Consider the following 26,758-nt stretch of genomic DNA (forward strand, 5'->3'; position numbering starts at 1 on the left):
CATGTTGTTACTGGCCGCGCCTGATGCACAGAATTCGTTTCTTCAGACCTACAAAATAGAAGTATGCTACGGCTCCGGCGTGCGGCAACGCACGAGGTTCATCGGCTTCATGGTCATGACCACCTCGCCGCGCTGGTTCAGCACTCTTATCAGGCTGTGCAGTAACCCGCGATCGGGTTTGCTGCGTGAGCGTCTGGTCTGTTCCACGGTCACGTGCAGCGTCAGCACGTCGCCTGGCCGCACCGGCAGAGGCCAGCGCAGTTCGTCGATGCCGGGGGCGGCAAGGCCGTTGGCCGGCAGATAGTTGTCCACCAGCAGCCGCATCATGAGCGAAACCGTGTGCCAGCCGCTGGCGATAACCTCCCCGAACGGGCCTTCGGCTGCCAGCGCACAATCCACATGCATCGCCTGCGGATCATAGCGGGACGCGAAGGCGATGATGTCGTCCTCGGTGATCGTCACCATGCCGCAGTCGTAGGTGACGCCGACGGCGTAATCCTCGAAGCGGCGATTTTCGGCGGGGATGGAAAAGACATCGGTCATGGTGAAGGCCACTCTGTTGCCGATCGGGCGGCTAGCATGGGATAGGATGGCTGACAATGAATGGTCCAATTTCCGGGTCCTGGACCTGTTCCACCGCTTCGTCCCGTCTTCTTGCCAGGTCATGAGCGAGCCGGCCGATGACAACGCGTTCCTGCAGGCCCTGGGCCAGCGCATGCGGCTGCTGCGGACGCGACGCGGCATGACCAGACGCATCCTGGCGAACCAGTCGGGCGTGTCCGAGCGCTATATTTCGGCGGTAGAATCCGGCACCGGCAATGGCTCCATCCTGCTGTTGCGTTCGCTCGCCATCGCGCTGCATGTCGATCTGCATGCGCTGCTGGACGATGAGGTGACGCCGGTTCCCCTCGACGCGCGGCGCGCCGGAGGCTACCGCCGCCGCATCGCCCTGATCGGCCTGCGCGGTGCCGGCAAATCCACCCTTGGTCGCCTTCTGGCGCCGCGGATCGGCGTGCCGTTCCTGGAACTGGATCAGGAGATCGAGCGGGAAGCGGGTCTCGGCCTGGGGGAGATCATGGAACTGCACGGCCAGGCCGGCTTCCGCCGCATGGAGCGGACCGTGCTGGATCGGCTGATCGCGGCGCATCCGGCGGCGGTGCTGGCAGCGGGCGGCGGCATCGTCGCGGAAGCGGCCACTTTCGCCCGCTTGCGGGAGGCGTGCCTGACCATTTGGGTGAAAGCCTCACCCGAGGCGCATATGCAACGGGTTATCGATCAGGGCGACCTGCGGCCGATGCACGACAACCGCCGGTCGATGGACGATCTGCGGGCCATCCTGGCAAGCCGTGAGGCGCTTTATGCGCGGGCGGACGTTCAGCTTGATACGACTGGACGGGACGTGGCGGCGACGCTGGAAGCATTGATCAAGATCGTACGGCCTTGAGCCAACAGGGTTTCGGCGGCGGCGGCGACCTGTTGCACGGAGATCGCCGTCATGTGGCCGCCTTGTCCTTCAACCGCGACCGCCTTCGCGCCGGCCGGGGCGTAGGTGGCGGCGTCAGTGGGGCCGAACAGGCCGATCGTCGGCGCACCAGCCGCCGCAGCCAGATGCATCAGGCCGGAGTCGTTGCCGATGAACAGGGCAGACCGCTCCAGGCAGGCCGCGACCTCCGGCAGCGAGAGTTTGCCGACCAGATCGATCGCCCGCGGCAGGGCCGCCAGCAGCGGCGCCGCCATCGCGGCTTCCGCTGAACCGGGACCGCCGAGAACGACTGCCTCGGCGCCGGTCGCGAAGGAGTGGGACAGCAGGTTGAACACCGCGGCAAAGCGGTCGGGCGGCCAGACTTTCGGCTGCCAGTTGGCCGTCGGGGCAAGCGCAATGATTGGTCTGCCGGTTCGCAGCCGCTGCGTGATCCAGAAGCGGTCCGGCGCGCCGATCCAGGCGACCGGCAGGGGCGGCGGCGACAGGTTTAGGATCGCGCCGAGCTGGGCGATCTTTGGCCCCTGCGTTCGTCGGAAGACAGCCCGCCGTCGCGTCGGCACCAGCCAGGACAGCGCCGATCCGCGGATGTCCACGACCAGGTCCCACAGCGTCGTCGCGGTCTCGGCCCATAGCGGCGGCCAGTGCCGGCCAAGGCTGCGCTTGGCCAGGATGATCGTGCGTTCCCGGTTCGGCATACGGGCGAAGACGCCCTCGGCGACCGGTCCGCAGACAACAGTAATTCGGGCAGCGGGATGCGCCGCGATGAGATGATCCAGCAGGCCGGTGGACAGGACGGCGTCGCCCAGCCGGGTGGATGTCACGAACAGGATTCTCATTGCTCGCAGGGATTACAGCAAGATCGCACCGCACGGAACGTCGGCGACACGTCAGTCATCCAATCAGACGGGGCGGCAGGCCGTCTTCGGGCGGCATTGTTACGCCAAAGGCGGTCTGGCAGGCGTTTGACCGGTGGGCCAAGGTCCGGCAGCGTGCGCGCCAACAAACCGCAGGAGATGCGTCCATGTCCGAAGCAAGCCATGTCGCGGAAACCATGGTCGCCGTGGGCGAGGACTATCCCGAACTGCGCGACTCGGTCCGCAGGATTTGCGCGCGCTATCCCGGGTCGTATTGGAGCAGCCTGGAAGACAAGGAAGCCTATCCCTCGGAATTCGTCGATGAACTTACCCGCGCCGGCTTCCTGGGCGCGCTGATCCCGGAGGAATATGGCGGTTCCGGCTTGCCTGTTCGCGCCGCGGCGGTGATCCTGGAGGAGATCAACGCGTCGGGCTGTGTCGCCAGCCAGGGCCATGCGCAAATGTATATCATGGGCACCCTGCTGCGGCACGGCAGCGAGGCACAGAAGCAGAAATACCTGCCGGAGATCGCCGCCGGACGCATCCGGCTGCAAGCGTTCGGCGTGACTGAGCCGACCACCGGGTCCGACACCACGCAACTGAAGACGCGCGCGGTGCGAGATGGCGAATCCTACCTGATTTCCGGCCAGAAGGTCTGGACCTCGCGGGCGATGCATTCGGACATGATGCTGCTGCTGGCGCGCACCGCCCCGGTGGATCAGGTGAAGAAGCGCAGCGACGGCCTGTCCGTCTTCCTGCTGGACATGCGCGAGAAGAACACCGGGACGGGGCTGGAGGTGCGGCCGATCAAGGCGATGATCAACCACAACACGACAGAGGTGTTCTTCGACAACTTCCGCATTCCCGCCGACAGCCTGATCGGCGAGGAAGGCAAAGGCTTCCGTTACATCCTGGACGGCATGAACGCCGAACGCATCCTGGTTGCCAGTGAGGCGGTGGGTGACGGCCGCTGGTTTGTTCGGAAAGCCACGCAGTATGCCAATGACCGCGTCGTGTTCGGCGCGCCGATCGGCAGGAACCAGGCGGTGCAGTTCCCGATCGCGCGCGCCTGGGCCGAGCTGGAGGCGGCGGACATGGTGTGCCGGCGCGCTGCGGCGTTGTTCGACGATGGCAAGGAATGCGGCGCGGACGCGAACATCGCCAAGCTGCTGGCATCGGAAGCCGCCTGGAAGGCGGCGGACACGTGCATGCAGACGTTCGGCGGCTTTGCGTTCGCGCGGGAATATGAGATCGAGCGGAAGTGGCGGGAGGTCAGGCTGTACCAGATCGCGCCGATCTCGACCAACCTCATCCTTGGCTATGTAGGCCAACACGTGCTCGGCATGCCGCGCTCGTATTGAGCTTTCCGATCAGCGACTTCTGATATCGAGCGACGTGAAGCAATCACCGTCTCTTCGCGTCGGCGATCAAGATTGTCTTGCCCCGCCTGCCATGACGGCGATGCATTATGAAGCCCAGCGAATGGCGCGAACCAAGCTTTCGTTCTCGCTGAAGACAGGCAGCATTCGTTTTGCGATCACGTTGTCCAGGCCCAGGCTACGGCCCGCCTGCGCCGCAGCGAACATCCCATACGCGCAGATCAGCCCGACATAGGTCCAGACCCATTCGCTCGGGTCGTTGAACAGCCCAATCATCAGATTAAGGATGAACAAGGCACCCACGGTTGCGGACAGCCGCACCATGAATCCCAGCATCAGCGACGCCGCGATCCCGACTTCCATAAGGTAGACCAGTGGGGCGGCAATCGTAATATGGTCAAGAAATAGCTGCATCAGATCACCGTGCCACTTCCACGCCGTGAACTTGATGGTGTTTTCCATCCAGAACTGAAAGCCCGCCGAGACCGGCAACGGCAGCTTCCAAAGCGAGCCGACATAGAACATGCCAGCACCCAGGAAGCGCATGACAGCGATAGAGACATGTGAAACGGTTCGCTGTTCCGGGTCACGGCGCAGGTTGAAGACCGCAATGCCGATGCCCGCGACAAGCAGCAACCAGTACAAGACCACGGTCACCCACCGCATGCCTCCGGCGCTCATTTGGTCACCGAGTTGGCCGGTTAGAAACTGAAAGAAACTATGAACCGGGTTGTCATGCATCACATTCTCCAAATTTCTGTCTCGCGGACTGAAAGTCCGCGGTATGAATATTGTCCATGATGAGGGATGTGTTACTGACGTCAGCGCCTAGGTTATCATGTCGATTAGCGGATCGTTACGATAGTGCAGCATTACTTGGGCCACCCTAGGCGGTATATCCGGCTTTGAAGGGTGCTTAGATGGACCTACAGTGCGGATCATAATGCTGCAGGGCAGTACCAAAACTTATGCAGCAGGCGTGGCCATAGGCATTTCGCCGTCACCATCGATTAATGATAAGCCGCGCTAGACGAGGTGGGCCTGATCTGTCTGGCAGCTTCCGGCAGGTATGATGACCTCCGGAATTGCAGCATTGAAGCGATCACGGTTTTGTTGAAAAAAATTTGCCAGCCCGCTTGGCTGTTCCCTCCGGTGCCTGCGTTGCAGTCTCCGGCAAGACCTTTTCAACCGCCTTGAATGGAGGCTCGCAATGCACCCTTTGTTTATCCTTGCGTTCGCCACTTTCTTAGCACTGATCGCCTTTGGCGTCTGGAACTTTGTTTCAACTCGTAGTCATCAGAAGACGGGCGGCAGGACAAGCGGCATTGGTGGTCCGAATGATCCGATGGCAGGGGCAAACGATCAAGTAAGAAGCCCCGAGGCAATGCGCACGAGTCTCGACGAGGCAGCGAGACGGCCCCGCTGAGCCTGATACCTTCTCTCGCTTCCAGGCACTAAATCCTGGAAAGATTGAGACGGAAGCCCAGTAAAACAACAGTCGTGCGCCTGTGACGGATGGTGGATCGGACATTTTCAGCCCAATGCCTTGGATCATTCGAAAGCAAGCAGACGTCGAATACAGAAACAGGAGGCTGAATTGTCGACGTGCCGAATAGGCTTGAGCCGACACGCGTTTTTCCCGTCATGACTTGGCGTATCCGGAATTTTCGTCAGGTCCTTGGTTGCTGGTCCTCCAGGATTCGGCTTGCGCTGCTCCATGCGTAGATAACAAGCACTAAGAAGTTGTTGCTGCTGGCCGCTGTCCGGGTCACATCTCGGTTCGCGAATACGCTAGCCATGAGGCGGGTAGCGACCAGCAGCAAAATCCAGCACTCCGTGCGACACAGGTCTACTGGTTAAGGACGCGGCAGGTCGCATTCACTGCCTTGTCCGTTACTCAGTTGTAAATGCGACCTGCAGTAATCCTCTGATATTCGTGTCTTCTTGGCAGTGACCCTTAAACGAACTTCAGCAACACCCCTGTATGACCGTCGCTCGTCGCCGTGAAGCTGGCCAGGGTATAGTTGCCGCTCATGGTCAGTGTGACGCCGTGTGTGCCGTCGGCGACGGTGAGTGCGTCCGTCGAAGCGTTGAACACCAGCGGCTTGAGCGTGGCGGCCGCCAGATCGGTGATGTCAATCACATCGCTGCCACCAAAGTTCGCGATGGTATCGCCCGCAAGGCCAGCGGCGGTTCCGAGGAATGTATCACCAAAGCTTGATGAACCCGTCAGGGTATCCTTTCCGCCGGTGCTTTCCAGCGTCTGCCTGGCGCCGCCCGCGGTAATGCTGCTGCCGCCGGCTGCCGTGCCGATCGCGGTGATGAACGACAATGCTCCGAGGTTCAGGTTTGTCGCCGCCGCAAGCGTCACCGTCAGGTTGGTGTCGGCGGCATTCAGCGTGGCCGCGCCGCCTGTCGTCAACTGCAGGGTTGCCCCGCCGCTGCCGGTGTGGATCGCCGCCCCGGCCGTTGTCGCGGTGGCCTTTATGGTCAGGCTGCCGCTGGACCCAAAGACCGTTTGCGACGCCGCGCCCACGGTAATCGAGTCGTTGCCGGTGCTGGCATGGATCGCCAGTCCCGCCGTAGTGCTGGCAACAAAGCTGTAGCTGCTTGCGGCGTTGTCCAGATCAATAGTGGGTATGCCGGTGACATTGGCACCCATCACCGCGCTTCCGCCGCCTTGCACGTGCAGTGTGTTCGACCCGCTGCCGCCGCTGATGGTGGCACTCATCGTGGCAGCCGTCACGTAGTAGATATCCGTGCCGCTGCCGCCACTGACCGTCTCGCCGGCGCCCCCAAGGAAGACCGCGCTGTTTCCCGCGCCGAGATTGATCACGTCGTTGTTGGCTGCGCCCCGCACAGTCACGGCCGCGGCATCCAGCACGTTCAACGTCAAATCCAGGCCGGCGCGCAGGGTAATCGACTGTGTCTGACCCGCCGCCGCGCCCGTCGCGTTCGCCATCCCGATCCCCGTCAAGGTCGCGGGCGCGCTCAGGTTGAACAGGCCGGCGCCTTGCAGCAGCAGCGTGTTGGTTCCGCTGCCGGTGAAACTTTGGCCGCCGCGCAGGATGCCGTCGGTCACGAGAACATTGTCGCCGCCGGTGGCACTACCATCAATCACGATTGACGTGTTGGCCGGCAGCACCAGCGTGTCCGCCGCGGCAAGCTGCAGCGTGATGTGGCTGTCCGCGCTGGCGACCGCAACCGTGCCGGCTGTCGTGACCGCCAAGGTCACGGCGCCACTGCCGGCATGGATCACCGCTCCGGCATTGGCTGCTGTTGCCTGCACTGTCAGACTTCCGCCTGACCCGAATACCGCCTGCGACGCGGCGCCCAATGTTACCGTATCAGTGCCGGCGCCGGCGTGGATCGCCAGCGCCGCCGTGCTGTTGGCAACAAAGTTGTACGCGGCATCGTCCAGAAACACGCTCTGCACGCCAGTGATGTTGGTGCCCATCGTGGCACCGCCGCCGCCTTGCACGTCCAACGTGTTCGACCCGCTGCCGCCGGTGATCGTCGCGCCGATCGTGGCTGCGGTCACATAGAAGGCGGCGTTGCCGCTGCCGCCGTCCACCGTCTCTCCAGCGCCGCCGAGGTAGACCAGGGCGTTGGCGGAACCCAGGGTGATCACGCCGCTGTTGGCCGCACCGTAAACCCTGATTGTCCCGCTCGCCGGCAGCGGGCTGGTGGCGGTTCCTGACGTCCCCGCCCACGCGGCACTGGGGGTTGTTTCACCCCACCAGAGATTGGCCGTGTTCTCCTGCCAGATTGTTCCATTCACATAGGCCAGTTCGGCAACCGTGCCGGTTGCCGTGTCGGCGACTCCATTCACCGCGACCTGCGCGCCGCTGGTAATCGTCCAAGCGTTGCCGCTGGCGTCAATGATTGGCGCGGTCGAGCCAGCCATCACCACCGTGTCATTCAGGCTGGGCGCTGGCTTCACCGGGATCGGTGGCAGCGGGCTGGTCGCGGTCCCGGCTGATGGGGACCAGGCGCTGTTCGGCGATGTCTCACCCCACCAAAGCTTGGACGCGTTCTCCTGCCAGATTGTCCCGTTGACGTAGGCGAGTTCGATGACACTGGCGGTCGTGGTGTCGGCGGTGCCATTGACCGCGACCTGTCCACCGTTGGTGATGGTCCAGGTGTGTCCGCTGGTGTCAGTGATGCCCGCGGATGACCCGGCGAGCACGACGGTATCGTTTGACGAAGGGGTGGAGCTGGAAGGACCGGTGGCGGGCGTTGAATTGATGTAGGTCAGCAGCTGGCTGACGACGGCCTGCTGTCCTGGCTGAACCGCCCCATTGGGACCAGAGTTGTATTCATCCGGATCGTAGCCGAGATTTGTCCCGCTGGCCCACCAGTCGAACCCGGTCTTGACGCTGGGACCGCCTTGCGCGGCGTCCTGGCCGTTTAGGTAAGGCACGATGGTGGCCGCCCAGGCTTGTTCATTTGCCAGGTTGCTGGCTGAGCTGCTGTCAACGCCGGTCGAATCCAGCGAACCGCCCATCTCGCCAATCCAGACCGGCGCGATGTTCTGAGCCTCGAGATAGCCCCAGGCCGCGTTCATCTGCGCGATGTAGGCGGAGCCGGAATCCACCGGCTCGCCGCCGATCGTCGACGGATACTCGTGCACCGAATAGACCACCTTGTTGGCGACCGTGCTGCCGTTGACTGTCAGCGTGACCGGCTTTGCCGCCGCCTCCGACAGATCGCCTTCACTTGCAAGGCCGCTCTTGCCATTGAGCAGAGTGCCGGTCCAGTTCTGCGGACCTTCCGCGATGATCAAGGCGCCAGGATCGGCGGCTTCCACCGCTGAACCAACGGTGTTGTACATCGCTTGGATGTCGGTCGGACCGCCGCCACCCCAATTCACGCCGTTGCTGGAGGAGAGGAACGGCTCGTTGTCGAGATCGAAGCCGGCAACCGTGCTGTTGCCGGCGAAGGTCTTCGCCAGGGTGACGCTGTCGGCCTGAAATTGCGCGGCGGTTATGGTTCCGGTGTCGCCATTGCCGTCTGTTCCGTCGGAGCCCGGGCCGCTGTCAAACCAGAGACCGTTACCCTGTTGCGACCAATGACCATTGTTGTCGTGGTGGTCGAAGATGATCCTGAGACCGAGCGTGCCAGCTTCGGCGACAACGGCCTGGAGCAGCGGAAGTGCCGCCTGCAGGTTGACATCCGACCATGGAATGCGAACCGTGTTAAAGCCTTCGTTGGCGATATTCGTCAGGTATGATGTAATTTGCGCTGCGGTGGCAGGGTCGGACGGATTGTTGGTGGAGAGACCGCCGAGCGAACTGCCGGAGGGTCCCTCCGTGCCGAACCATGCGATCGACTCCAGGGTGACCGCAGTGCCGTTCGCCGCCATGATCTGGCCGCCGCTGGTGCTCAAGTAGCCTGGGGGAAGCAGAGAACTGCCGTGGCTGGAGGCGCTTGCTTGAGTGGTAGAGGTCATAAAATGCTCCCGAAGATGTGATCTGGGAGCCATTGATTTCACGTAGGTGTGAGGACGGTCAACACGACTTTGTGATGATCGCATGTGCGAAATGTAGCGATTGCAGGATGTTTCGTATCCGCTTCGCGATCCATTTTACGCATTTTTGGTGGCCTTTCCGCATTCGAATGTGTAATTCGTTTTGTATTCATAATATGAATCTAATTTATAGCTCCTATCTTCCAGATCTGCATATTATGATACAATATAGTTATTATTCTGAATACAAATTTTAATGCGCAGATTTCTCTATTATTGCAGAAAATAACTTAGAATCCATGTGAGTGCGCAACATGGCGGCCGCCTGGCAACCAAGGTTGTCCGCCGACGCGGCAGCCCAAGGTGACAAGATCATTGGGATGTCTGTTTCAAGTGCGCCTGCCGCGGCGAGGGGACGCGGATGGGTAATTTCCGACCGGCGGGGCCGGCGCAGCCTGGTCGCGGGTTTCATCGCTGAACAGGTCGAGGTAGTGGGTCGCTGGCGTCACAACCTTGGCGGCAAACGGCTGGACCTAGTCCACCAGGCATCCATGCGGGGCTTTTGGCGGCTGGAAGATGCGGAACACCGAGATGCGACCTGTCCGGACTAGAGCGATCGGCGCCGCCGGTACTCTAACAACCCGACCCCAGCGTCTCGGATAAGCTACGCTGGCAACATCTAGCTTGTTAATTGCATTGGTCGGAGTGAGAGGATTCGAACCTCCGGCCCCTGCGTCCCGAACACAGTGCTCTACCAGGCTGAGCTACACTCCGACCGAGCGCCGCCATATAGCCGCACCCCGCCCACCCGGCAAGGTGGTTTACTCATCATGCCCCGGATTGATGGACCGGACCGGATTGGGCTGCCTTCGCCTGACGGTCGTGCCAAGCCTCTATTAATTGCAACACCGTCGCCGCCGTCTCCTCGATTGATCGACGGGTCACATCGATTGTCGGCCAGCCGCGGGCGTTGCAGAAACGCCGAGCCCAGAGAAGTTCGGCCTTGACGGCGTCCTCGTCGACGTATTCGGAACTGTCCTGCCGCATCGGGCCGGTCTGTCCGCCGCCGCCAATCAGGCGCAAGCGGTGGCGGCGGATGTCGATCAGCGCTTCCGGTGCCAGCGTCAGGCCGATGACCGGGCATTTGACATCGGACAGCCCAAGCGGTTCCGTCAGGTTCGGCACCAGCGGCACGTTGGCCGCCTTGATGCCGCGGTTCGCCAGATAGAAGCAGGTCGGCGTCTTCGAGCTGCGCGAAACCCCCACCAGCACGACGTCCGCCTCCGCCAGTCCCGGCTGAGCCTGACCGTCATCATGCGCCAGCACATAGTGCATCGCGTCAATGCGGGAGAAATAGTCGGCATTGAGCACATATTGCCGCCCCGGACGCGCCGCGGCCTGCGTCCCGATGCACGCCTGCAGAACGTTCATCACGGGGTCGAGGACGTTGACCACCTGCACATTCAACCGTCCGCACGTTGTCTCGAGTTCCGCGCGCAACGCCCTGTCCACCAGCGTCGACAGAACCGGACCCGGTTCGGCCTCGATCCCCTCCAGCACGCGATGAAGCTGAAAGCGTGTGCGGATCAGGCTCCACCTGTGGTGCATGATCTGCGCATGTTCGAACTGCACGGTCGTTGCCCTGGCGATGGAATTCAGGGTTTCCCCGGTGGCGTCCGAAACCAGATGGAGGTTGATGCGGTCCGTGTCCATGCCGGGACCATAGACCGGTTGCAGCTTTTCGCCACCTGCCATGCGCGGACTTCAACCTCAGACCATCGTCAGCCGCAGATCCCAAACAGAGTCAGCAAAAGCGTCTTGCGGATAAAATGGCTCTAGCTGGAACTAACGAATGGGATCAATCGTGGTGCCACGACGCCCAGGCGACAGGTTTGGCTCCACCAGGCGGCACTGCGCACGACAATGTGTAAACGACGCACGGTTCCGCCGCCGCATGTGCCACGGACAGCGGAAAAGCCTTAGTTTCGCGCATTGGAATAGGGATAGATCATTGCTCCATCCTTGAGCGTTGGCGGAGACAGCACGACCTCGACTTTCGGGTCCTTGAACTGATCGACATCGTTGCCTTTCACGTTCTGGAACTGCACTTCCAGCACCCGGGCCTCGGTCCACTCGCCGTTCGCGCCGAAGGTGATATCGCCGGCCAGCGTATGGAACGTGTGCGACCGTAGATAATCCGCCAGTTTCTGCTGATCGAGGCTTTTTGTCCCCTCGATTGCCGCTTGCAGCACCTGCATGTCCGAGTAGGCGAAGGGTGGCAGGTAGAAGCCCAGCAGATCGACCCCGGCGGCGGCCGCCTTAGACTGGTAGAGCTTGAGGAAATCCAGAGCCTCCGGCGTGGCATAGGGTCCGATCGGAAGCCAGAAGTCGTAATCAACGATGCCGTTCAGCAGCGGGCCCAACTGTGTCTTGATGGCGGTCGCCTGCAACCCGACCATGCCGCCACCGAACAGCTTGGCCTTCAACCCGACCTCGCTGGCGGCGCGGATCATGCCCACCGTATCGGGTGGGTAGGAGGCGACGAACACCAGATCCGGATTGGCCGCCTGGATCGCCCGCACGATCGGCGTGTAATCCGCCGTACTGGGTGGATAGGACCTGTCATAGACGATCTTCAGGCCGGCTTGCCTGGCAAGTTCCCGCGCGCCTTCGATCGCGTTACGCGGGAACTCGGCATCGGCGCCGACGATGGCCAGCGTTGCGGGTTTCGGCGTCTGCGCCATCGCGACGTCGAAGAAGCCCTTGGAGAAGGCCTGCTTCGGATGAGATCCGCCGGTCGGCGCGATGGAGAAATAATTTGGGTAGTTGAACTCGCTGTTCGCCGCCAGGGCCAGCAGGCCGAGGAACGTCCGCTTGTGCTGCATGATCACCGGCATCGCCGGGGCGACCATGTTGGTGGCGTAGCCGCTGACCACGATATCGACCTTGTCGACATCCAGCAGCTTGGTGTAGATGCCCGGCACCGTGGCGGGATTGGACTGGTCGTCGTAATAAACCAGCTTGACCGGCCGCCCGAGGATGCCGCCTTTGGCGTTCACCGTCTGCTCCCAGATCTGCATCGCCAGCAGCGCGGCCTTGCCGTTCGGCGCCAGACCGCCGGTCAGCGCCATGCCGAAGCCGATGGTGATCGGGTCGGCGGCGCGCGCTGCCGGCGCGGCGGCGAACGTGATCGTGACGGCAAGCAGCGCCGCCCCCAGCCATTTGAGCATGATAGCCTTCCCCCTGCGTGATTTCTTGCCGGCATCCTATGGCAGCGCGCCACGGGTGGCAAAGCCGGGCGGTTTCCACCTATGATGCGGCCGAGGGAACCAAGGGAGCCATACCATGCAGGATCTGGACGAATTGACCGTCACCGACGTCGCGCTGGCGCAGATGGCCGGCACCGAGAACCCGCGGCTAAAGCAGATCGCCGACGGGGCGGTCCGCCATCTGCACGCCTTCGCGCGTGAGGTGAACCTGACTCCGGAGGAATGGCTGACCGGCATCCAGTTCATGACCGCGGTCGGCCAGGCCTGCACGCCACTGCGGCAGGAATTTATCCTGCTGTCCGACGTGCTGGGCCTCAGCGCCGTGGTCAACGCCCTGCACGACAAGAAGGCGCGCGAGCTTGGCAGCCAGAGCAGCCTGCTGGGTCCGTTCTTCCGGGAAGGCGCACCGGATCTGCCGAATGGCGCACAGATCGTCGAGCATCCCACCGCCGAGGAGATCGTGGTCTATGGCCAGGTCAGCGACAACGACGGCACGCCGCTCCCCGGCGCGGTGATCCAGGTCTGGCAGACCAGCGAGCGCGGTCTCTATGACCTGCAGGAACGCCACGGCGAAAGCATGGACATGCGCGGCATCTTTCGAACGGATGCCGACGGCCGCTACCATTTCCGCACCGTCCGGCCGCTGGGCTACTCGATCCCGATGGACGGGCCGGTTGGCGAACTGGTCAAGCTGCAAAATCGCCATGGCATGCGGCCGTCGCACATCCACTGCCTGATCAGTGCCGATGGGCACCGTGAGCTGGTCACCGCGCTCTATTTTGGCGACGATCCGAATATCGACTCCGACACGGTGTTCGGCGTGTCGAGATCCCTGGTGGTGGAGGCCACAATCGATCCGGCCTCTCCGGTTCCCGGCCTGCGCGCGGTGCATTATGATTTCCGCCTGGCCGCCGAGGCACCAGGCGAAAGCGGACGCGTGGGCGCCGATCCGACCAGGCTAATGAAGGCGGCCGAGTGATGCCGCGGCGGCTCGTGGATATCTCCTCGCCGCTGAAGGCGGGGATCCGCAGCGATCCGCCGCATATGCTGCCGCGGATCGATTACATGGATCACCATCAGACCGCGCCCGCGATGGCGGACTACATGGGCGTGCAGGTCGATCAGCTTCCCGATGGTGAATACGCGGCGGTCGAACGGGCGGAGATCAGCACGCATAACGGCACGCACATGGACGCGCCGTACCATTTCTTCTCCACCATGAACCACGCCCTGAAGCCGGGTGGCGAACCGTCCTGGCGGATCGACGAGGTACCGCTGGACTGGTGCTTCCAGCCCGGCGTGAAGCTGGATTTCCGGCATCTGCCGGATGGCTACGTGGCGACGGCGGGCGATGTGGAGGCGGAGTTGAAGCGCATCGGCCATGAACTGCGCCCGCTGGAGATCGTCATCGTCAACACCGCCGCGGGTGCCCGGTATGGCGAAGACGACTTCGTCGATACCGGCTGCGGCATGGGCAAGGCGGCGACGCTCTGGCTGCTGGAACGCGGCGTGCGCGTGGTCGGCACCGATGCCTGGAGCTGGGACGCCCCGTTCTCCTTTACGCGGGAAAAGGTGAAGGCGACCGGGGACGCCGGCCTGATCTGGGAGGGTCACCGTGCCGGACGGGAGATCGGCTATTTCCAGATGGAAAAGCTGGGCAACCTTCCCGACCTGCCGGCGAACGGGTTCGAGGTGGTGTGTTTCCCGGTGAAGGTGCATCGGGCTTCGGCCGGGTGGACCCGGGCCGTGGCGGTTTTCAGCGAGTGACACCAACCGGCGGATGACGTCACCCATGCCGGCGTCGTGTTAAAGCGGCGCCGGCCGGGTCAGAACCAGGTCGCCTTGTCCACGACGTTGCGCAGCGGCCTGCCTTCAGCGAAGGCACGGCAGTTGTCCTGAATGATCTGAAACCGCCGCTCGTTCAGATGCGGGCCATAGCCGGCCATGTGCGGCGTCAGCAGCACGTTCGGCAGGCCCCACAGCGGATGGTTGGGCGGCAACGGTTCCTGCTCGTAGACATCCAAGGCAGCGCCAGCGATCGTCCCGGCCTTCAGCGCGGCGACCAGGTCGTCCAGCTTTGTCGTCAGGCCGCGACCGATGTTGATAAAGAAAGCCGTCGGCTTCATCAAGGAAAACCGCGCGCGATTGAAGAAGCCCTCGGTGGCCGGCGTGTGCGGCACGGTCAGGATGACGAAGTCGGCGCGCGGCAGCACCGTGTCGAGCGCGTCGGCCGGATGGAGTTCATCAACATGGTCGGGTTTGTCGGTCCGGCGGGCATCCACCGCCAGGACATGCATGCCGAAGGCGGACAGCAGACGTGCAGTCTCGGCGCCGATGCCGCCCAGGCCGACGATCAGGGCAGTGGAACCAGGCAGCGGGACCACGCCCTGATCCTCCGGCGGCTTCTTCCATTCATGGCGGAGCTGCTGGGGGATAAAGACGTGCAGGCCACGGGCGAACGCCAGCACGAAGGCCAGGATATGGGCACTGATATGGTCGTTGTAGATTTCCCGGAAGTTGGTGACGGTCAGCCCGTGCGCCACCAGTTCCGGATAATAATAGCCCGCTGGCGGCGCCGCCTGGGGCGCCTGCAGCCAGCGCAGGCTCTTCGCCTTCGCCAAAAGCTCCGCCGGCAGCGTACCAAAGGCCGCATCGGCTGTTGGTATCGCGGCGGCAGCCGTTTCGGCGTCTTCGGCAACGATAAGGTTCATGGCGGGAACGAGTTCCGCCAGTCGCCTCGCCCACTGACGGGTCAGGTCGGTCTGCGGCGGAAGCATCAGGAAAGTAAAGGCGTTGGTGCTGGTCATTCTGGACCTCTCACGGTAAGCGGCACAGATTGCCGCATTCCGGCAATCACATGTTCGCCGGTTAACGTTACTTCGTTAAAACTTCCGGATTCGTCACCCGAACCGGCTTTCCATCCATGAATGCCAGTGCGTTCTCGATCATCTGCGGGTAGAACCCGTCCCACGTCTCCTTCACGCAATACCCCAGATGCGGGCTTAGCACCGTATTCGGGGCCGAGCGCAACGGATGGTCCACCGGCAAGGGCTCCCGGTCATACACATCCAGTGCCGCGACGATCCGCCCGGCCTGGAGTGCCTCCAGCATCGCCGCTTCATCGATGATCGGGCCGCGCGACGTGTTCACCAGGATCGCGCCCGGCTTCATCCGCGCGATATCGTCCCGCCCTACAAGTCCACGGCTGCGCTCGGACAGCACCATGTGGATGCTGATCGCATCCGCCGTCGCCATCAGTTCATCCTTCGGGACCAGGACAGCCCCCGCCGCCGCTGCTTTTTCCGCTGTCAGGTTCTGGCTCCAGGCGATCACGTTCATTCGCAGCGCCTTGGCGTAAGCTGTCATGTAGCCGCCGAGCCTGCCGAGACCGAGCACGCCGAGGGTCTTGCCGGCCAGGCCGATGCCGACCGGCACGCCCATCTGGAATCCGCCGGTACGGATCACCGCATCCCCGACCGCCAGCCCGCGCGCCGCCGCGATCAGCAGTCCCAGTGCCAGTTCGGCCGTCGCCGAGTCGTTGTAGCCGCCGCCCTGCGTGCAGCACACCGGAATGCCTCGGGCGGTGCAGGCCGCCGTATCCAGGGACAGGTTCCGCGCGCCCGTCATGCCCAACATCCGCAGCTTTGGCAGCCGGTTGATCAGAGCAGCCGGCAGTGGCGTCCGCTCCCGCATCGACAGCACGATGTCGAAATCCGCCAGCTTCGCCGCGGCATCGTCCTGATCAGCGAACGCCTCGCTGAAGAACACTACCGCCGCCCGCGCGGTCAGCGGCATCCAGTCCGCGGCGCCGCGCGCCACGCCCTGCCAGTCATCCAGCACCGCCACCCGGGTCAGGTTGCTCATTGACGTTTCCTCCTGCAATCCTGGCACGGAACGTGACAATCAAGCGCCGATCGCGCAAGCCGCCGTCGGTGAAGGGAGAACCGAACATGACCAATGTCGCCGTCATCGGGGCCGGGCTGATCGGCAGGGCCTGGGCCATCGTTTTCGCCCGGGCCGGTTTCGACGTGACGCTGTGGGACCAGTTCCCGCTGCAGGTCACCCAGGCCATGACCTACATCGCCGACCGCCTGCCGGAACTTCACGACGCCGGCCTGCTCGCCGACGAACCGCGAACCGTCCTCGGCCGCATCCGCCCGCTGCAATCGATGTGGGAAGCGGTGCGCGACGCCGAATACATCCAGGAAAACGGGCCGGAGCGCGTGCCCGTCAAGCAGACCATCTTTACCGAACTGGAACGCGCCGCTCGCCTGGACGCGGTGATCGCGTCGTCGTCCTCCGGCATCCCCGCCAGCGCCTTTACGGAAAACCTCAAGACCCGCGCCCGCTGCCTGATCGCCCACCCGGTGAACCCACCCTATCTGGTGCCGCTGGTGGAAATCTGCCCGGCGCCCTGGACCGACCCGGCGATAACTGGGCGCACGCGCGACTTGATGATCAGCGCCGGCCAGGTTCCCGCCACGGTAAACAAGGAAATCGACGGCTTTGCCCTCAACCGGTTGCAAGGCGCGTTGCTGGCGGAGGCTTTCCGTCTGCTCGCCGAGGACGTCGTTTCCCCGGCCGATCTGGACGCCTTGGTCAAGCACGGGCTGGGCTTGCGCTGGAGCTTCATGGGTCCGCTGGAGACAATCGATCTGAACGCCCCTGGCGGTCTGGCGGATTACTGCAATCGCTACGGCCCGCTGTATGCCGCCATGCAGCGGCAGATGACCCCGCTGGACTGGGACAAGACGCTGGTGGACCGTCTGCATACCGCCATGCGAGCGGAGTTCCCCGTCAACATGCAACCGGTGCGGCAGGAATGGCGGGATCGACGGCTGATGGCGCTGCTGGCGCACAAGGCGGCGCAGCCGGACTAACCTGATGTTAACCCGATGTTAGGAATTTTCGTCGCCTAGTCCGCCGCAGGATCACGCAGGTGGACACACGATGGTATTCCTGGCGACACCTCAGCCGACACCGCCGGCCGAAAGGTCGTTCCTGGAGGTCGTTACCAAGGCGGAGGCCATCGGTTCCGGTCAGGGCCTGCCCAGCGTCATCGCGCTGTACCGCGAATGGATCGAAATCCAGCCGTCTGGCACCCGTGAATTGTATGCGGCCTGGTTCAACCTGGGCACCGAACTGAATCAGGCCGGCGTGGCGGCCGAGGCAATGCAGGCCTACCGCAATGCACTGGCGGTCAAGCCCGATTTTCATCCCGCCGCCTTGAACCTTGGCATGATGCTGGAACGCCAGGACCAGCCGGAGGCGGCACTTCAGGTCTGGACCGATGCGCTCCAGCCTGATGATGCCCGCGTCGCCCTGCTGAACCAGCGTGCCCGCTTGCTGGAGCAATGCGGCAGGCTTGCCGACGCGGCGGATACCCTGCGCACAAGCCTGCTGACCCGGAGCGCGCAACCCGATGCCGTGCAGCACTGGCTGCATCTGCGGCAGAAGATGTGCCAATGGCCCATTCTGGCGGATATTATCCCCGGCCTGTCCCGGCAGGACCTGATTGCCCAGTCCGGACCGCTCGCCGCCTTGGCGCTGACCGATGACGTGGCGACACAGCGCGACGTCGCGGCTGGCTGGATCGACCGCAAGACCCATGCCGCTGCCGTTCGCCTGGCGCCACCCGACGGCTACGCCCACGGCCGCATCCGCGTCGGCTACCTGTCGTCGGACTTCTGCAGCCATGCCATGAGCTACCTGATTGCCGAACTGTTCGAACTGCACGACCGCTCGCGCTTCGAGATCTACGGCTACTGCGCCAGTCCCGATGACGGCAGCGCCATCCGCGCCCGGGTCATTGCCGGCTTCGACCACTTCGTCCCGGTGCGTGCCTTGTCGGACGAGAACGCGGCCAGGCGGATCCGCCAGGACGAGATTGACATCCTGATCGACCTGAACGGCCTGACCGCCGGATCGCGCCTGCAAATCCTGCGCTGGCGCCCAGCCCCCGTGCAGGCGACCTATCTCGGCTTCATCGGTCCGGTTCCCCTGCCGGAACTGGATTACATGCTGTGCGACGCCTTCGTGGTGCCCGCCACGGTGGCGCCCGCCTACCAGCCGGCGCCGCTGTATATTGCCGACATGTATCAGGCCAACGACAGCAAGCGCGTCATCGGCACCCCGATGACGCGCGCGCAGGCCGGCCTGCCGGAGGGATGTTTCGTCTTCTGCTGCTTCTCCAACCACTACAAGATCACCGAGGCCATGTTCGCTGCCTGGATGGCGATCCTGTCCCAGACCACCGGTTCGGTTCTCTGGCTGGTGGACGATAATGAGTGGTCGCGCCAGAACCTGCGCCTGCATGCCATGGTCGCCGGCATTGATCCCGGCCGGCTGATCTTCGCCGGCCGGGTCGACCCAGCCGCTTACATGGTTCGGCTGACGCTGCCCGACCTGTTTCTGGACACGTTTCCCTACAATGCCGGCACCATCGCCAGTGACGCCATCCGCATGGGCCTGCCCCTTCTGACCCTCGCCGGACGGTCCTTCGCCTCCCGCATGGCGGCGAGGCTGCTGCACGCGATCGGCGCCGACGACGGAATAACCGGCAGTCCAGCCGACTATGTGGCGAAGGCCGTCGGGCTGGCTTCCGACAAGAACGCCTATGCGGCTTACCGCGCCGGTTTCACCCCGCAAGCCTGGGCCGGCACCATGGGTGACATCGCAGGGTTCACCCGCCGGTTCGAGGCCAGCCTGCTGCGTGTTCACCGTCAGCCAGCCGCCGCCTGCGCGTTGTCCGTTTAAGCCGACGCCGCAAGCAGGCCGCGCCCCTCGGCCAGCATCCGGTCGGACCAGAACCGTGCCGCCGGCACCGCCTCGGCCGCCGCGTCGAACCACGCCAGCGCCGCCGCGTCGTCCCGTTCGACGCCGATGCCTTGCGCCAGACACAGACCTAGATTGAATTGCGCGGCCGGAATGCCGGTCTCGGCCAGGCGGCCAAACCATACTGCGGTGTCGCGCTGGTCCGCCTCCCCCACCTGCCCGGTCAGCGCGAGTTGCGCCATATCCGCGCGGGCATGGTCATCGCCACGTTCAATGGCGAGGCGCAGCCAATGGACGGCTTCCTGGATGTCCCGACGCACGCCGGTGCCATGCAGGTGAAACCGTCCCAGCATGCGAGCCGATCCAGCATGTCCCGCCTCGGCCGCCCGGTGGAACCAGAGTGCGGCTTCGGCGTGGTTTGGCGGCAGATCGCCCTCCCGCACATACAGGTCGCCGATGGCGGCGGCGGCGTGAACCTGCCCGGCAAGCGCGGCGCGGCGCAGCCAGGTCTCCGCGGTGAATTCGTCCGTCGGGCCGCCTCGCCCGGCCAACAGCGCCAGCCCGTAGCGCAATTGCCCCGGCGCGTGTCCAAGCTCCGCCGCGGCTTTATAAGCCGCCAAGGCAGCCGGAAAGTCGACCAGTCCGGCCGCGCCGCTTTCGGCCACGGCACCCACCAGGAAATAAGCGACGGCGACGTCAGCCTTCGCTGCCGCGCGCAGCAGGGTCTGGGCCTCGACCGCCGCTGCCAAGGTCCCCTCGCATAGCAGGATCATCGCGCGGCCGAGTTGACCGCGCGACCAGCCGGCGTCGGCGGATTCGCGATAACAGGCATCGCCGGCAACGTGGTCCCTCAGGTCGTCCGGACCCGCGATCAGAATGAACGCCAGCAGCGCCTTGGCCTCCGCCGATCCCGCGGCGGCGGCGGTTCGGCTCCAGTGTTCGGCACGGTGGTAATCGGGTGCCGTGCCATGCGCCGGCGCCAGGGCGGACAGCCCATTGGCGTTTCGGTCGGTAATGCCTTGCAGGGCGAGGGAGGCGAGCTGCGTCTGCGCCGCCGTCTCACCCGCCTCGGCGGCCTTGGTCAGCCACCGGATCGCCTCCTGGCTGCTTGCCGGCACTCCCAGTCCCACCAGGTAGCATTCTCCAAGGCGAAATTGCGCCTGGCGCAGTCCAGCCCGGGCCGCACGGGCGAACTGCGGGAAGGCCGCCCAATGGTCATTACGGCTGGCCAGCGCGTCACCGTAGGCAAACCGGGCCGCCGGCCGGCCCAGGAACGCCAGAGACCGGTTCAGGATATCGCGCGGGAGGGACATTATGTTGTGCCTGGGAATGCTTGCGGCATTCTGCACGGCCGCGGTTAAGCGGCGGTTAACCAGCAGGTACCAAGTCAGGTGTTTGAGCGCCGAAAAAATGGCTGGCGTTCATTCTTCATTAACGGACAGCCGGCATGTTGCCGTCGGGCCGGAAAAGTTCGCCTTTGCCCGTGGCAGTTTTTCTCGGAGTCCGTAAATGGCCAATATTACCGCCCTGACGCCGGCGCAGATTGCGGAACTGCCAACCGCCGCGATCGCCGGACTTAGCACGACGGACATCGCCACGCTGACCACCGCACAGGTGGCGGCCTTGACATCCATGCAGGTCGCCGCCCTGACCTCCACCGAAACCGCGGCGCTGACCACCACCCAGGTCTCGGCATTCAGTTCGACCGCCGTCGCGGGTTTCGGTTCCGCGCAAATCATTGGCCTTGCCACCGCCGACGTCACCAGCCTGACGACAACGCAGGTCACCAGACTGGGCAATGCCGCGATAGGTGCACTCTCAACCGCCGAGGTCGCCGCGCTGGCCACCGCCGTCACCGCCGCGCTCGGCACCGCCCAGCTCGCCAGCCTGTCCACCGCGCAGGCCGCCGCGCTGACCACCGCGCAGGTCGCCGGGCTGTCCACCGCGCAGGTGCGCGGCCTGAGCACCGCGCAGTTGCACGGCCTGGCCACCGCCCAGGTCGCCGCCTTCACCACCAGCCAGATCGCCACCCTCGGGTCGGCCCAGCTCGCCGCGCTGAGCACTGCCGCGGCCGCCGCGCTGACCTCCACCCAGGCGCCCGCGCTGAGCACCGCCGCGCTGGCCGGGCTGAGTTCGGCCCAGCTCGCCGCGCTGGCCACCGCCGATGTCACCAGCCTGAGCAGCACGCAGGTCGCCGCGCTGGGCACCGCCGCGCTGGCCGGCCTGGCCACCGCCGAGGTCGCCGCCCTGGCCACCGCCGTCACCGCCGCGCTGGGCACCGCCCAGCTCGCCAGCCTGACCACCGCGCAGGCCGCCGCGCTGACCACCGCGCAGGTCGCCGGGCTGTCCACCGCGCAGGTGCGCGGCCTGAGCACCGCGCAGTTGCACGGCCTGGCCACCGCCCAGGTCGCCGCCTTCACCACCAGCCAGATCGCCACCCTCGGGTCGGCCCAGCTCGCCGCGCTGAGCACCGCCGCGGCCGCCGCGCTGACCTCCGCCCAGGCGCCCGCGCTGAGCACCGCCGCGCTGGCCGGGCTGAGTTCGGCCCAGCTCGCCGCGCTGGCCACCGCCGATGTCACCAGCCTGAGCAGCACGCAGGTCGCCGCGCTGGGCACCGCCGCGCTGGCCGGCCTGGCCACCGCCGAGGTCGCCGCCCTGGCCACCGCCGTCACCGCCGCGCTGGGCACCGCCCAACTGGCCAGCCTGACCACCGCGCAGGCCGCCGCGCTGACCACCGCGCAGGTCGCCGGGCTGTCCACCGCGCAGGTGCGCGGCCTGAGCACCGCGCAGCTGCACGGCCTGGCCACCGCCCAGGTCGCCGCCTTCACCACCAGCCAGATCGCCACCCTCGGGTCGGCCCAGCTCGCCGCGCTGAGCACCGCCGCGGCCGCCGCGCTGACCTCCGCCCAGGCGCCCGCGCTGAGCACCGCCGCGCTGGCCGGGCTGAGTTCGGCCCAGCTCGCCGCGCTGGCCACCGCCGATGTCACCAGCCTGAGCAGCACGCAGGTCGCCGCGCTGGGCACCGCCGCGCTGGCCGGCCTGGCCACCGCCGAGGTCGCCGCCCTGGCCACCGCCGTCACCGCCGCGCTGGGCACCGCCCAACTGGCCAGCCTGACCACCGCGCAGGCCGCCGCGCTGACCACCGCGCAGGTCGCCGGGCTGTCCACCGCGCAGGTGCGCGGCCTGAGCACCGCGCAGTTGCACGGCCTGGCCACCGCCCAGGTCGCCGCCTTCACCACCGGCCAGATCGCCACCCTCGGGTCGGCCCAGCTCGCCGCGCTGAGCACCGCCGCGGCCGCCGCGCTGACCTCCGCCCAGGCGCCCGCGCTGAGCACCGCCGCGCTGGCCGGGCTGAGTTCGGCCCAGCTCGCCGCGCTGGCCACCGCCGATGTCACCAGCCTGAGCAGCACGCAGGTCGCCGCGCTGGGCACCGCCGCGCTGGCCGGCCTGGCCACCGCCGAGGTCGCCGCCCTGGCCACCGCCGTCACCGCCGCGCTGGGCACCGCCCAACTGGCCAGCCTGACCACCGCGCAGGCCGCCGCGCTGACCACCGCGCAGGTCGCCGGGCTGTCCACCGCGCAGGTGCGCGGCCTGAGCACCGCGCAGTTGCACGGCCTGGCCACCGCCCAGGTCGCCGCCTTCACCACCGGCCAGATCGCCACCCTCGGGTCGGCCCAGCTCGCCGCGCTGAGCACCGCCGCGGCCGCCGCGCTGACCTCCGCCCAGGCGCCCGCGCTGAGCACCGCCGCGCTGGCCGGGCTGAGTTCGGCCCAGCTCGCCGCGCTGGCCACCGCCGATGTCACCAGCCTGAGCAGCACGCAGGTCGCCGCGCTGGGCACCGCCGCGCTGGCCGGCCTGGCCACCGCCGAGGTCGCCGCCCTGGCCACCGCCGTCACCGCCGCGCTGGGCACCGCCCAACTGGCCAGCCTGACCACCGCGCAGGCCGCCGCGCTGACCACCGCGCAGGTCGCCGGGCTGTCCACCGCGCAGGTGCGCGGCCTGAGCACCGCGCAGTTGCACGGCCTGGCCACCGCCCAGGTCGCCGCCTTCACCACCGGCCAGATCGCCACCCTCGGGTCGGCCCAGCTCGCCGCGCTGAGCACCGCCGCGGCCGCCGCGCTGACCTCCGCCCAGGCGCCCGCGCTGAGCACCGCCGCGCTGGCCGGGCTGAGTTCGGCCCAACTCGCCGCGCTGGCCACCGCCGATGTCACCAGCCTGAGCAGCACGCAGGTCGCCGCGCTGGGCACCGCCGCGCTGGCCGGCCTGGCCACCGCCGAGGTCGCCGCCCTGGCCACCGCCGTCACCGCCGCGCTGGGCACCGCCCAACTGGCCAGCCTGACCACCGCGCAGGCCGCCGCGCTGACCACCGCGCAGGTCGCCGGGCTGTCCACCGCGCAGGTGCGCGGCCTGAGCACCGCGCAGTTGCACGGCCTGGCCACCGCCCAGGTCGCCGCCTTCACCACCGGCCAGATCGCCACCCTCGGGTCGGCCCAGCTCGCCGCGCTGAGCACCGCCGCGGCCGCCGCGCTGACCTCCGCCCAGGCGCCCGCGCTGAGCACCGCCGCGCTGGCCGGGCTGAGTTCGGCCCAGCTCGCCGCGCTGGCCACCGCCGATGTCACCAGCCTGAGCAGCACGCAGGTCGCCGCGCTGGGCACCGCCGCGCTGGCCGGCCTGGCCACCGCCGAGGTCGCCGCCCTGGCCACCGCCGTCACCGCCGCGCTGGGCACCGCCCAACTGGCCAGCCTGTCCACCGCGCAGGCCGCCGCGCTGACCACCGCGCAGGTCGCCGGGCTGTCCACCGCGCAGGTGCGCGGCCTGAGCACCGCGCAGTTGCACGGCCTGGCCACCGCCCAGGTCGCCGCCTTCACCACCAGCCAGATCGCCACCCTCGGGTCGGCCCAGCTCGCCGCGCTGAGCACCGCCGCGGCCGCCGCGCTGACCTCCACCCAGGCGCCCGCGCTGAGCACCGCCGCGCTGGCCGGGCTGAGTTCGGCCCAACTCGCCGCGCTGGCCACCGCCGATGTCACCAGCCTGAGCAGCACGCAGGTCGCCGCGCTGACCACCGCCGCGCTGGCCGGCCTGGCCACCGCCGAGGTCGCCGCGCTGGCCACCGCCGTCACCGCCGCGCTGGGCACCGCCCAACTGGCCAGCCTGACCACCGCCCAGGCCGCCGCGCTGACCACCGCGCAGGTCGCCGGGCTGTCCACCGCGCAGGTGCGCGGCCTGAGCACCGCGCAGCTGCACGGCCTGGCCACCGCCCAGGTCGCCGCCTTCACCACCAGCCAGATCGCCACCCTCGGGTCGGCCCAGCTCGCCGCGCTGAGCACCGCCGCGGCCGCCGCGCTGACCTCCACCCAGGCGCCCGCGCTGAGCACCGCCGCGCTGGCCGGGCTGAGTTCGGCCCAACTCGCCGCGCTGGCCACCGCCGATGTCACCAGCCTGAGCAGCACGCAGGCCGCCGCGCTGGGCACCGCCGCGCTGGCCGGCCTGGCCACCGCCGAGGTCGCCGCCCTGGCCACCGCCGTCACCGCCGCGCTGGGCACCGCCCAACTGGCCAGCCTGACCACCGCGCAGGCCGCCGCGCTGACCACCGCGCAGGTCGCCGGGCTGTCCACCGCGCAGGTGCGCGGCCTGAGCACCGCGCAGCTGCACGGCCTGGCCACCGCCCAGGTCGCCGCCTTCACCACCGGCCAGATCGCCACCCTCGGGTCGGCCCAGCTCGCCGCGCTGAGCACCGCCGCGGCCGCCGCGCTGACCTCCACCCAGGCGCCCGCGCTGAGCACCGCCGCGCTGGCCGGGCTGAGTTCGGCCCAACTCGCCGCGCTGGCCACCGCCGATGTCACCAGCCTGAGCAGCACGCAGTTCGCCGCGCTGACCACCGCCGTGATAGGCGCCCTCTCGACAACCGAGATCGCCGCGCTCGGCACCGCCGATATCGTTGTCTTATCCAGCAAGCAACTTGTCACGCTCAGCACTTCGGAGATCGTTGCGCTGACCACCACTCAGATGGCGGCCTTGACGACCAATCAAATCGCTGCGTTCACAACGGCGCAGATACCAGCGTTTTCGACCACCCAGTTCGGTGCGCTGTCGAGTAGCCAGATTCCCGCCTTTACCGGCGAACAGCTTGGTGCCATGAGCACGGGGCAGATTGGCGCCCTTTGACCACCGACCAGGCGGATCACGCGCTGCCCGCGTCTGCGTCAGCCGTTGCGCGCGCCTTTGAAACGCGCCAGACAAGCCGCATGCGACAGGCAATCGAACCGCTTCACGTCCAGACTGCCGGACAGGCATTTTATGACGTGACGCGTGCCATACGCGTCTGGCTCGAGCAGCAGCGCGTCACGACCGGACTGCTGACGATCTGGTGCCGGCACACGTCAGCGTCGCTTGTCGTGCAGGAGAATGCCGATCCCGACGTTCGCGCGGATCTGCTTGATTTCTTCCGCCGCCTGGTGCCGGAAGACAGCGGCTATCGTCATGACGTCGAAGGACCCGATGACATGCCGGCGCACATCAAGGCTGCTCTGACGCAGACCAGCCTGTCGCTTCCGATCCTGGCCGGCCAACCAACGCTTGGAACATGGCAGGCGATCTATTTGTTTGAGCACCGGACAGCGCCGCAGGATCGTACTCTGTTGCTGCATCTGATAGGGTCGGAGTAGGGACAAGCAGTCCACTAAAGGACATCAAGGGCACTTGAAGCCGGCCTTCTGATTCAGGCGGCGGCGACTAGGACTTACCGATGATCCTGTCCGGAATTATCTCCTGGCACAGCCGGCGGCGGTCGCGTCAGACCCGCTTCGCTTGCGCGCCCAGTCCGCCATATTGTTCCATCATCCGCTGCTGCCACTTCGCCACTGGATCGGCGTCTTCCAGCAGTTCAAAACGGCTTGTACAGCGGGGCCACATCAACGTTCCCGCCACGATATGATCGGCATAACTTGGCGCGGCGCCGCCCAACCAGTCCTGCCGGCGCAACACGAGGCGAATCGGCATCAGCAACGCGCGGAATGACACGACGCGGTCGTCACGATCCGCCTGCACCGCTTCCAGGCTCATGCCGAACCGTTCCTCCCGGCTCGACCGAAAATACCCCTGGTCCTTCGGGTCGATGATGTCGAGCAGGTCGCGGACGATCAGCCGAGCAATGCCGCCGAGCAAGACTGAGTCGACCCAGGCGTTAATGAACCGGGCATGCGCCCGCCCGGTGGGGGAGCCGAACAGGGTCGGACCCGGATAGGCATCCTCCAGATACTCGGCGATCGTCCAACTGTCGAAGACGACCTTCGCCTCATCCCTGACCACCGGAACCTTTCCCTGGCCGGAGAATGCGATCACCGGCGTGTCGGTGAAGCGCCACGGCACGGTCTCAACCGGAATGCCTTTGTGCGCCAGGGCGAACCGGGTCCGCCAGCAATAGGGGCTGAAGCGGACATCAGGATCCGCGCCGGCCAGATCGAACAGAACAACGGTCATGCCGCATCATGACGCCTGCTTGGGCCGTGCGTCCAGATTTGCTGTCGTCG

General features: G+C 66.0%; 18 protein-coding genes and 1 tRNA gene. 8 read left to right on the forward strand and 11 right to left on the reverse strand.

The genetic code is table 11. From position 1 onward, the window contains the following. Positions 1 to 66: 66 nt before the first annotated feature. Positions 67 to 543 (reverse strand): MaoC family dehydratase, encoded by a 477-nt coding sequence (locus ACQY4S_RS10375; RefSeq protein ID WP_428485123.1) that lies wholly within the window; start codon positions 541 to 543, stop codon positions 67 to 69. 46 nt (positions 544 to 589) lie between these two features. Here ACQY4S_RS10375 and ACQY4S_RS10380 point away from each other — a divergent pair, with 46 nt between their 5' ends. Further along, complete coding sequence (locus ACQY4S_RS10380) at positions 590 to 1,444, forward strand: helix-turn-helix transcriptional regulator (protein ID WP_428485124.1); 855 nt, start codon at positions 590 to 592, stop codon at positions 1,442 to 1,444. On the opposite strand, the gene ACQY4S_RS10385 is transcribed toward ACQY4S_RS10380, so the two are convergent. Next, complete coding sequence (locus ACQY4S_RS10385) at positions 1,375 to 2,319, reverse strand: glycosyltransferase family 9 protein (protein WP_428485125.1); 945 nt, start codon at positions 2,317 to 2,319, stop codon at positions 1,375 to 1,377. The genes ACQY4S_RS10380 and ACQY4S_RS10385 overlap by 70 nt on opposite strands. 185 nt (positions 2,320 to 2,504) lie before the next feature. Between ACQY4S_RS10385 and ACQY4S_RS10390 the strand changes: the two genes are divergently transcribed. Beyond that, positions 2,505 to 3,698: an acyl-CoA dehydrogenase family protein gene (locus ACQY4S_RS10390; protein ID WP_428485126.1), complete on the forward strand. Its 1,194-nt coding sequence runs from the start codon at positions 2,505 to 2,507 to the stop codon at positions 3,696 to 3,698. A gap of 105 nt (positions 3,699 to 3,803) precedes the next feature. On the opposite strand, the gene ACQY4S_RS10395 is transcribed toward ACQY4S_RS10390, so the two are convergent. The 5 genes from ACQY4S_RS10395 to ACQY4S_RS10415 form a co-directional block, all read right to left on the reverse strand. Beyond that, on the reverse strand, positions 3,804 to 4,457 hold the full coding sequence (locus ACQY4S_RS10395) for a hypothetical protein (protein ID WP_428485127.1): 654 nt from the start codon (positions 4,455 to 4,457) through the stop codon (positions 3,804 to 3,806). 1,216 nt (positions 4,458 to 5,673) lie between these two features. Then, positions 5,674 to 9,168 (reverse strand): cellulase family glycosylhydrolase, encoded by a 3,495-nt coding sequence (locus tag ACQY4S_RS10400; protein ID WP_428485128.1) that lies wholly within the window; start codon positions 9,166 to 9,168, stop codon positions 5,674 to 5,676. A gap of 715 nt (positions 9,169 to 9,883) precedes the next feature. Next, positions 9,884 to 9,960: transfer RNA gene (locus ACQY4S_RS10405), tRNA-Pro, on the reverse strand. Between the two features lie 54 nt (positions 9,961 to 10,014). Next, positions 10,015 to 10,899 (reverse strand): pyruvate, water dikinase regulatory protein, encoded by an 885-nt coding sequence (locus ACQY4S_RS10410; RefSeq protein WP_428486256.1) that lies wholly within the window; start codon positions 10,897 to 10,899, stop codon positions 10,015 to 10,017. Positions 10,900 to 11,165: 266 nt separating this feature from the next. Next, the gene (locus ACQY4S_RS10415; RefSeq protein WP_428485129.1) at positions 11,166 to 12,416 is read right to left on the reverse strand and encodes an amino acid ABC transporter substrate-binding protein; all 1,251 of its coding nucleotides are present in this window, start codon (positions 12,414 to 12,416) and stop codon (positions 11,166 to 11,168) included. Between the two features lie 115 nt (positions 12,417 to 12,531). Between ACQY4S_RS10415 and ACQY4S_RS10420 the strand changes: the two genes are divergently transcribed. Continuing rightward, positions 12,532 to 13,434, forward strand: coding sequence for a dioxygenase (locus ACQY4S_RS10420; protein ID WP_428485130.1), 903 nt, complete (start codon positions 12,532 to 12,534; stop codon positions 13,432 to 13,434). Continuing rightward, positions 13,434 to 14,222 (forward strand): cyclase family protein, encoded by a 789-nt coding sequence (locus ACQY4S_RS10425; protein WP_428485131.1) that lies wholly within the window; start codon positions 13,434 to 13,436, stop codon positions 14,220 to 14,222. Before ACQY4S_RS10420 ends, ACQY4S_RS10425 begins: the two co-directional genes overlap by 1 nt. 59 nt (positions 14,223 to 14,281) lie before the next feature. Here ACQY4S_RS10425 and ACQY4S_RS10430 read toward each other — a convergent pair whose 3' ends face one another. Next, the gene (locus ACQY4S_RS10430; protein WP_428485132.1) at positions 14,282 to 15,262 is read right to left on the reverse strand and encodes a D-2-hydroxyacid dehydrogenase; all 981 of its coding nucleotides are present in this window, start codon (positions 15,260 to 15,262) and stop codon (positions 14,282 to 14,284) included. A gap of 67 nt (positions 15,263 to 15,329) precedes the next feature. After that, on the reverse strand, positions 15,330 to 16,319 hold the full coding sequence (locus tag ACQY4S_RS10435; protein WP_428485133.1) for a D-2-hydroxyacid dehydrogenase family protein: 990 nt from the start codon (positions 16,317 to 16,319) through the stop codon (positions 15,330 to 15,332). An 86-nt stretch (positions 16,320 to 16,405) separates the two neighbouring features. On the opposite strand from ACQY4S_RS10435, the gene ACQY4S_RS10440 reads away from it, so the two are divergent. Together ACQY4S_RS10440 and ACQY4S_RS10445 are read left to right on the forward strand one after the other, a co-directional pair. Next, positions 16,406 to 17,335, forward strand: a complete 930-nt coding sequence (locus ACQY4S_RS10440; RefSeq protein WP_428485134.1) for a 3-hydroxyacyl-CoA dehydrogenase — start codon at positions 16,406 to 16,408, stop codon at positions 17,333 to 17,335. Positions 17,336 to 17,405: 70 nt separating this feature from the next. Next, positions 17,406 to 19,211 carry a hypothetical protein gene (locus tag ACQY4S_RS10445; RefSeq protein ID WP_428485135.1) on the forward strand — a complete coding sequence of 602 codons (1,806 nt, stop codon included), beginning with the start codon at positions 17,406 to 17,408 and terminating at the stop codon, positions 19,209 to 19,211. Here ACQY4S_RS10445 and ACQY4S_RS10450 read toward each other — a convergent pair. After that, positions 19,208 to 20,542: a tetratricopeptide repeat protein gene (locus ACQY4S_RS10450; RefSeq protein WP_428485136.1), complete on the reverse strand. Its 1,335-nt coding sequence runs from the start codon at positions 20,540 to 20,542 to the stop codon at positions 19,208 to 19,210. The genes ACQY4S_RS10445 and ACQY4S_RS10450 overlap by 4 nt on opposite strands. Positions 20,543 to 20,738: 196 nt before the next feature. Between ACQY4S_RS10450 and ACQY4S_RS10455 the strand changes: the two genes are divergently transcribed. Then, positions 20,739 to 25,394, forward strand: coding sequence for a beta strand repeat-containing protein (locus ACQY4S_RS10455; protein ID WP_428485137.1), 4,656 nt, complete (start codon positions 20,739 to 20,741; stop codon positions 25,392 to 25,394). Between the two features lie 80 nt (positions 25,395 to 25,474). Next, positions 25,475 to 25,894, forward strand: coding sequence for a secondary thiamine-phosphate synthase enzyme YjbQ (locus ACQY4S_RS10460; protein ID WP_428485138.1), 420 nt, complete (start codon positions 25,475 to 25,477; stop codon positions 25,892 to 25,894). A 127-nt stretch (positions 25,895 to 26,021) separates the two neighbouring features. Here ACQY4S_RS10460 and ACQY4S_RS10465 read toward each other — a convergent pair whose 3' ends face one another. Beyond that, positions 26,022 to 26,708, reverse strand: coding sequence for a glutathione S-transferase family protein (locus ACQY4S_RS10465; protein WP_428485139.1), 687 nt, complete (start codon positions 26,706 to 26,708; stop codon positions 26,022 to 26,024). Between the last annotated feature and the right edge of the window lie 50 nt (positions 26,709 to 26,758).

Source organism: Rhodopila sp. (assembly GCF_965276935.1).
Classification (GTDB): domain Bacteria; phylum Pseudomonadota; class Alphaproteobacteria; order Acetobacterales; family Acetobacteraceae; genus Rhodopila.

Bases quoted from the DNA above. Each gene is read 5' to 3' on its own strand.
- ACQY4S_RS10375 (WP_428485123.1), bottom strand. From the start codon at position 543: ATGACCGATGTCTTTTCCATCCCCGCCGAAAATCGCCGCTTCGAGGAT.
- ACQY4S_RS10380 (WP_428485124.1), top strand. From the start codon at position 590: ATGGCTGACAATGAATGGTCCAATTTCCGGGTCCTGGACCTGTTCCAC.
- ACQY4S_RS10385 (WP_428485125.1), bottom strand. From the start codon at position 2,319: ATGAGAATCCTGTTCGTGACATCCACCCGGCTGGGCGACGCCGTCCTG.
- ACQY4S_RS10390 (WP_428485126.1), top strand. From the start codon at position 2,505: ATGTCCGAAGCAAGCCATGTCGCGGAAACCATGGTCGCCGTGGGCGAG.
- ACQY4S_RS10395 (WP_428485127.1), bottom strand. From the start codon at position 4,457: ATGCATGACAACCCGGTTCATAGTTTCTTTCAGTTTCTAACCGGCCAA.
- ACQY4S_RS10400 (WP_428485128.1), bottom strand. From the start codon at position 9,168: ATGACCTCTACCACTCAAGCAAGCGCCTCCAGCCACGGCAGTTCTCTG.
- ACQY4S_RS10410 (WP_428486256.1), bottom strand. From the start codon at position 10,899: ATGGACACGGACCGCATCAACCTCCATCTGGTTTCGGACGCCACCGGG.
- ACQY4S_RS10415 (WP_428485129.1), bottom strand. From the start codon at position 12,416: ATGCTCAAATGGCTGGGGGCGGCGCTGCTTGCCGTCACGATCACGTTC.
- ACQY4S_RS10420 (WP_428485130.1), top strand. From the start codon at position 12,532: ATGCAGGATCTGGACGAATTGACCGTCACCGACGTCGCGCTGGCGCAG.
- ACQY4S_RS10425 (WP_428485131.1), top strand. From the start codon at position 13,434: ATGCCGCGGCGGCTCGTGGATATCTCCTCGCCGCTGAAGGCGGGGATC.
- ACQY4S_RS10430 (WP_428485132.1), bottom strand. From the start codon at position 15,262: ATGACCAGCACCAACGCCTTTACTTTCCTGATGCTTCCGCCGCAGACC.
- ACQY4S_RS10435 (WP_428485133.1), bottom strand. From the start codon at position 16,319: ATGAGCAACCTGACCCGGGTGGCGGTGCTGGATGACTGGCAGGGCGTG.
- ACQY4S_RS10440 (WP_428485134.1), top strand. From the start codon at position 16,406: ATGACCAATGTCGCCGTCATCGGGGCCGGGCTGATCGGCAGGGCCTGG.
- ACQY4S_RS10445 (WP_428485135.1), top strand. From the start codon at position 17,406: ATGGTATTCCTGGCGACACCTCAGCCGACACCGCCGGCCGAAAGGTCG.
- ACQY4S_RS10450 (WP_428485136.1), bottom strand. From the start codon at position 20,542: ATGTCCCTCCCGCGCGATATCCTGAACCGGTCTCTGGCGTTCCTGGGC.
- ACQY4S_RS10455 (WP_428485137.1), top strand. From the start codon at position 20,739: ATGGCCAATATTACCGCCCTGACGCCGGCGCAGATTGCGGAACTGCCA.
- ACQY4S_RS10460 (WP_428485138.1), top strand. From the start codon at position 25,475: ATGCGACAGGCAATCGAACCGCTTCACGTCCAGACTGCCGGACAGGCA.
- ACQY4S_RS10465 (WP_428485139.1), bottom strand. From the start codon at position 26,708: ATGACCGTTGTTCTGTTCGATCTGGCCGGCGCGGATCCTGATGTCCGC.